This window comes from Spirillospora sp. NPDC000708, from assembly GCF_040299565.1.
GTDB lineage: Bacteria > Actinomycetota > Actinomycetes > Streptosporangiales > Streptosporangiaceae > Spirillospora.
Genome location: NZ_JBEPCJ010000192.1, coordinates 1 through 5457 on the forward strand (window position 1 = coordinate 1; position 5457 = coordinate 5457).

Consider the following 5457-nt stretch of genomic DNA (forward strand, 5'->3'; position numbering starts at 1 on the left):
ATCTCTTTTGCATTTTATATCATCTCTCCGTTTATCAAATTATATCAAAATTTCTTAAACATTTTCTGTATTTATAATAAAAAAAGAGACCCGTAGGTCTCTTAAAAGCTGCGGATGTCAGACTCGAACTGACGACATCATGATTAACAGTCATGCGCTACTACCAACTGAGCTAATCCGCAATAACATAAAACTCGGTTCCCCGAGTTTTAATAATATAGTCCGTACGGGATTCGAACCCGTGTTACCGCCGTGAAAAGGCGGTGTCTTAACCCCTTGACCAACGGACCATACTTTCAACTTGGCCACTCGCCTATCTCCCAGGGGGCAACCCCCAAGTACTTCCGCCGTAGATGGACTTAACTTCTGTGTTCGACATGGGAACAGGTGTATCTCCATCGCAATGATGACCAAATCATTAAATGTTACCTTGAACATTCAAAACTAAATAACAATTCTTCTAACTTTTAAACCATAAGCATATTATATTTGACTCTTTTGGTAAAGTCCTCGAGCGATTAGTACTGGTCCGCTCCAAGTCTCGCAACTCTTCCACTTCCAGCCTATCTACCAGATCATCTCTCTGGGCTCTTAATTCTTACGAATGGGTAATCTCATCTTGAGGTGGGCTTCGCACTTAGATGCTTTCAGCGCTTATCCCTTCCCTACATAGCTATCCAGCCGTGCTCCTGGCGGAACAACTGGTACACCAGCGGTAAGTCCATCCCGGTCCTCTCGTACTAAGGACAGATCCTCTCAAATTACCTACGCCCGCGACGGATAGGGACCGAACTGTCTCACGACGTTCTGAACCCAGCTCGCGTGCCGCTTTAATGGGCGAACAGCCCAACCCTTGGGACCGACTACAGCCCCAGGATGCGACGAGCCGACATCGAGGTGCCAAACCTCCCCGTCGATGTGAACTCTTGGGGGAGATAAGCCTGTTATCCCCAGGGTAGCTTTTATCCGTTGAGCGATGGCCCTTCCATGCGGTACCACCGGATCACTAAGTCCTAGTTTCCTACCTGCTCGAGTTGTAGCTCTCGCAGTCAAGCTGGCTTTTACCTTTACACTCTACGATTGATTTCCAACCAATCTGAGCCAACCTTTGAGCGCCTCCGTTACTCTTTAGGAGGCGACCGCCCCAGTCAAACTGTCCGTCAGACACTGTCTCCCTGGCCGATTATGCCAGCGGGTTAGAGTAACCATAAGTCAAGGGTAGTATCCCAACAACGCCTCAATAGAAACTAGCGTCCCTATTTCAATGGCTCCTACCTATCCTGTACATGACTTACAGGTACTCAATATCAAACTACAGTAAAGCTCCATGGGGTCTTTCCGTCCTGTCGCGGGTAACCTGCATCTTCACAGGTACTAAAATTTCACCGAGTCTCTCGTTGAGACAGTGCCCAAATCATTACGCCTTTCGTGCGGGTCGGAACTTACCCGACAAGGAATTTCGCTACCTTAGGACCGTTATAGTTACGGCCGCCGTTTACTGGGGCTTCAATTCATACCTTCGACTTACGTCTAAGCACTCCTCTTAACCTTCCAGCACCGGGCAGGCGTCACCCCCTATACATCACCTTGCGGTTTAGCAGAGAGCTGTGTTTTTGATAAACAGTTGCTTGGGCCTATTCACTGCGGCTGGCTTTTACACCAGCACCCCTTCTCCCGAAGTTACGGGGCTATTTTGCCGAGTTCCTTAACGAGAGTTCTCTCGATCACCTGAGGCTACTCGCCTCGACTACCTGTGTCGGTTTGCGGTACGGGTAGATATGACTTTACGCTAGAAGCTTTTCTTGGCAGTGTGACATCAGAGAGTTCGCAACCGTAGTTGCTTCCCCATCACAGCTCAATGTTAAAGAGAAATGCATTTGACACATCTCACACCTCACTGCTTAGACCAGAATCCATTAACTGGCATCTCTTAGCCTACTGCGTCCCTCCATCACGATCATATCTAGTACTGGAATATCAACCAGTTGTCCATCGACTACGCCTTTCGGCCTCGCCTTAGGTCCCGACTAACCCAGGGCGGACGAGCCTTCCCCTGGAAACCTTAGTCTTACGGTGGATAAGATTCTCACTTATCTTGCGCTACTCATACCGGCATTCTCACTTCTTAACGCTCCAGCACTCCTCACGGTATACCTTCATCGCGGTTAAGAACGCTCTCCTACCATTGATAAAATATCAATCCAAAGCTTCGGTAATATGTTTAGCCCCGGTACATTTTCGGCGCAGGGTCACTCGACTAGTGAGCTATTACGCACTCTTTGAATGATAGCTGCTTCTGAGCTAACATCCTAGTTGTCTGTGCAACCCCACATCCTTTTCCACTTAACATATATTTTGGGACCTTAGCTGTTGGTCTGGGCTGTTTCCCTTTCGACTACGGATCTTAGCACTCGCAGTCTGACTGCCGAACATGTGTATTAGCATTCGGAGTTTATCTGAGATTGGTAATCCTAGACGGACCCCTCACCCAAACAGTGCTCTACCTCCAATACACTTACATTTCGACGCTAGCCCTAAAGCTATTTCGGAGAGAACCAGCTATCTCCCAGTTCGTTTGGAATTTCTCCGCTATCCACAAGTCATCCAAACACTTTTCAACGTGTCCTGGTTCGGGCCTCCAGTGCGTCTTACCACACCTTCACCCTGCTCATGGATAGGTCACTAGGTTTCGGGTCTACATCATGATACTAAGTCGCCCTATTCAGACTCGGTTTCCCTACGGCTCCGTCTCTTCAACTTAACCTCGCATCATAACGTAACTCGCCGGTTCATTCTACAAAAGGCACGCTCTCACCCATTAACGGGCTCGAACTTCTTGTAGGCACACGGTTTCAGGTGCTATTTCACTCCCCTCTCGGGGTTCTTTTCACCTTTCCCTCACGGTACTGGTTCACTATCGGTCACTAAGGAGTATTTAGGGTTGGGAGATGGTCCTCCCGGATTCAAACTGGATTTCGCGTGTCCAGCCCTACTCAGGATACTGCTAGGTATAAGCGCTATTTCGTCTACGGGATTATTACCCTCTTTGATTAACCTTCCCAGGTTATTCGACTATAATGCTTAAGTCCACGTTGCAGTCCTACAACCCCAAGAAGCAAGCTTCTTGGTTTGCCCTTCTTCGCGTTCGCTCGCCGCTACTTACGAAATCGTTTTTACTTTCTCTTCCTGCAGGTACTTAGATGTTTCAGTTCTCTGCGTTACCTTTACATGAGCTATGTATTCACTCATGAATAACTGCTAGTAGCAGCTGGGTTTCCCCATTCGGAGACCTAGGGATCAATGCGTACTTACTGCTCCCCCTAGAATATCGTCGTTAGTCACGTCCTTCATCGGCTCTTAGTGCCAAGGCATCCACCGTGCGCCCTTATTAACTTTGCCATGATGATTTATAATCATCGTTTTTCAAGTATAAGTTTGTAAATTCTTTAAAATTCACAGCTTTTGGTTTATTTATCGTTATTAGATATTGTTATTTAGTTTTCAATGTTCAAGTGATTTTAACGTCTTGTCTGACAATGGAGCCTAGCGGGATCGAACCGCTGACCTCCTGCGTGCAAAGCAGGCGCTCTCCCAGCTGAGCTAAGGCCCCACAATCAAGAATTTGATTCTTGCTTAGGTTTATCACTAAACCCCTCAAAACTGAATAAAGTTGAATGCTCACGTCTTTGTATATATTCCTTAGAAAGGAGGTGATCCAGCCGCACCTTCCGATACGGCTACCTTGTTACGACTTCACCCCAGTCATCGGTCTTACCTTAGGAAGCGCCCTCCTTGCGGTTAGGCAACCTACTTCGGGTACTCCCAACTCCCGTGGTGTGACGGGCGGTGTGTACAAGGCCCGGGAACGTATTCACCGCGGCGTGCTGATCCGCGATTACTAGCGATTCCGACTTCATGTAGGCGAGTTGCAGCCTACAATCCGAACTGAGAATGGTTTTAAGAGATTAGCTAAACATCACTGTCTCGCGACTCGTTGTACCATCCATTGTAGCACGTGTGTAGCCCAGGTCATAAGGGGCATGATGATTTGACGTCATCCCCACCTTCCTCCGGTTTATCACCGGCAGTCTCGTTAGAGTGCCCAACTTAATGATGGCAACTAACAATAGGGGTTGCGCTCGTTGCGGGACTTAACCCAACATCTCACGACACGAGCTGACGACAACCATGCACCACCTGTATCCCGTGTCCCGAAGGAACTTCCTATCTCTAGGAATAGCACGAGTATGTCAAGACCTGGTAAGGTTCTTCGCGTTGCTTCGAATTAAACCACATGCTCCACCGCTTGTGCGGGCCCCCGTCAATTCCTTTGAGTTTCAACCTTGCGGTCGTACTCCCCAGGCGGAGTGCTTATTGCGTTAGCTGCGATACAGAGAACTTATAGCTCCCTACATCTAGCACTCATCGTTTACGGCGTGGACTACCAGGGTATCTAATCCTGTTTGCTCCCCACGCTTTCGAGCCTCAGTGTCAGTTACAGGCCAGAGAGCCGCTTTCGCCACCGGTGTTCCTCCATATATCTACGCATTTCACCGCTACACATGGAATTCCACTCTCCTCTCCTGCACTCAAGTCTACCAGTTTCCAATGCATACAATGGTTGAGCCACTGCCTTTTACACCAGACTTAATAAACCACCTGCGCTCGCTTTACGCCCAATAAATCCGGACAACGCTCGGGACCTACGTATTACCGCGGCTGCTGGCACGTAGTTAGCCGTCCCTTTCTGGGTAGTTACCGTCACTTGATGAGCTTTCCACTCTCACCAACGTTCTTCTCTACCAACAGAGTTTTACGATCCGAAAACCTTCTTCACTCACGCGGCGTTGCTCGGTCAGACTTTCGTCCATTGCCGAAGATTCCCTACTGCTGCCTCCCGTAGGAGTTTGGGCCGTGTCTCAGTCCCAATGTGGCCGATCACCCTCTCAGGTCGGCTATGTATCATCGCCTTGGTGAGCCTTTACCTCACCAACTAGCTAATACAACGCGGGATCATCTTTGAGTGATGCAATTGCATCTTTCAAACTTAAAACTTGTGTTTAAAGTTTTTATGCGGTATTAGCATTCGTTTCCAAATGTTGTCCCCCGCTCAAAGGCAGATTCCCCACGCGTTACTCACCCGTTCGCTGCTCATCCAGTCGGTACAAGTACCAACCTTCAGCGCTCAACTTGCATGTATTAGGCACGCCGCCAGCGTTCGTCCTGAGCCAGGATCAAACTCTCAAATAAAGTATTTAAGTCACCTTAGTGACTGGCTTGTCTTTCATTATTGATTGACAGATTTTTGATGTATCTTACTACATCACATGAGTCATTCTTCTTTATTCAGTTTTCAATGGTCTAGCTTATCGCTTCAAGACCCTCGTCTCTTGCGACAACTATTATATTCTATCAAACCTAACTAAACTTGTCAAGAATTAACTGTGACTTTTATAC

3 tRNA genes and 3 rRNA genes are annotated in these 5457 nt (G+C 47.9%); all 6 read right to left on the reverse strand.

Features of this window, described 5'->3' with window-relative positions:
• Positions 1–108: 108 nt before the first annotated feature.
• Positions 109–182, reverse strand: a tRNA-Asn gene (locus tag ABT299_RS52030).
• A 36-nt stretch (positions 183–218) separates the two neighbouring features.
• Positions 219–290, reverse strand: a tRNA-Glu gene (locus ABT299_RS52035).
• A gap of 9 nt (positions 291–299) precedes the next feature.
• A 5S ribosomal RNA gene (gene rrf, locus ABT299_RS52040) occupies positions 300–415 on the reverse strand.
• A gap of 83 nt (positions 416–498) precedes the next feature.
• Positions 499–3399, reverse strand: a 23S ribosomal RNA gene (locus ABT299_RS52045).
• A 138-nt stretch (positions 3400–3537) separates the two neighbouring features.
• A tRNA-Ala gene (locus ABT299_RS52050) sits at positions 3538–3610 on the reverse strand.
• 93 nt (positions 3611–3703) lie between these two features.
• A 16S ribosomal RNA gene (locus ABT299_RS52055) occupies positions 3704–5250 on the reverse strand.
• Together the 16S, 23S and 5S rRNA genes with 3 tRNA genes alongside form the textbook arrangement of a ribosomal RNA operon.
• Positions 5251–5457: the final 207 nt, after the last annotated feature.